The sequence below is a fragment of the Allobrachymonas chironomi DSM 19884 genome, from assembly GCF_000374625.1.
GTDB lineage: Bacteria > Pseudomonadota > Gammaproteobacteria > Burkholderiales > Burkholderiaceae_C > Brachymonas > Brachymonas chironomi.
Map to the genome: position 1 here is coordinate 1 of NZ_KB894799.1, position 1,120 is coordinate 1,120.

General features: G+C 34.8%; 3 protein-coding genes. All 3 read left to right on the forward strand.

All coding sequences use genetic code 11. The features are described 5' to 3' along the window. Positions 1-332: hypothetical protein (locus tag C513_RS13495; protein ID WP_033395113.1), on the forward strand; the 332-nt coding region annotated here is incomplete at its 5' end. 359 nt (positions 333-691) lie between these two features. Next, on the forward strand, positions 692-877 hold the full coding sequence (locus tag C513_RS14065) for a ribbon-helix-helix domain-containing protein (RefSeq protein WP_012816704.1): 186 nt from the start codon (positions 692-694) through the stop codon (positions 875-877). 80 nt (positions 878-957) lie between these two features. Continuing rightward, positions 958-1,120: Rep family protein (locus C513_RS14070; protein WP_245552841.1), on the forward strand; the 163-nt coding region annotated here is incomplete at its 3' end.

Below are 1,120 nucleotides of genomic sequence, written 5' to 3' on the forward strand. Positions count from 1 at the left end.
AACGTAGAGAGAGTTTGAAAGAAGTAGTGAATACATGGAAAGAGGGGTATCACGAAAAAAGTAAAGAGGTTAATAAATTAAAGCGAGAGAATGATAGTTTGAATGAGCAGTTGAATGTATCAGAGAAATTTCAAGATAGTACAGTGACTTTATATCGTGCTGCGAGGGCGAATTTCCCTGGGTTTGAGAAAGGGTTTAATAGGCTTAAAGAGAAATTCTTTAATGATTCCAAATTCGAGCGTGTGGGACAGTTTATGGATGTTGTACAGGATAATGTCCAGAAGGTCGATAGAAAGCGTGAGAAACAGCGTACAGACGATTTAGAGATGTAGAGGTACTTTTATGCCGAGAAAACTTTTTGCGTGTGACAGTCCTTAAAATATACTTAGAGCGTAAGCGAAAGTAGTAGCGACAGCTATTAACTTTCGGTTGCAAAGCTCTAGGATTTTTAATGGACGCAGCGCATCACACGCAAAAAGGAAATTGGAATAAATGCGAAATTTGAGATGTTAATTAAAGACCTTTTTGAGGTCTTTTTTTCTTAGATTTTTGGGGTTATTTAGGGGAGAAAACATAGGGGGGTACTACGACCTCCCCCCTAGGTGTCCATTGTCCATTGTCCAAACAAATAAATAAATATTGGGTTTTTAATGTTAAAAGGTTGTTTTTTATGTTAAAGTGAAAAAAACAGATGTTGGGAGGTACAGTGATGGTTGTAGATAGAAAAGAAGAGAAAAAAGTTGCTGTTACTTTAAGACTTACAACAGAAGAAAATGAGATATTAAATAGAATCAAAGAAAAATATAATATTAGCAAATCAGATGCAACCGGTATTCTAATAAAAAAATATGCAAAGGAGGAATACGGTGCATTTTAAACAAAAAAAGATAGACAGCACTGGCATGCTGCCTATCTATGACTAAATTTTGTTAAGTGTATTAGCACCGTTATTATATCATGAGCGAAAATGTAATAAAAGAAACTGAAAACAAGAAAAATTCAAGAGGACGTAATTGGACATTTGTTTTATATCCAGAATCAGCAAAAGCCGAGTGGTTAGAGTATTTAAAAGAGTTACACATTCAATTTGTAGTGTCTCCATTACATGATAGGGATACTG

Bases quoted from the DNA above. Each gene is read 5' to 3' on its own strand.
- C513_RS14065 (WP_012816704.1), top strand. From the start codon at position 692: ATGTTGGGAGGTACAGTGATGGTTGTAGATAGAAAAGAAGAGAAAAAA.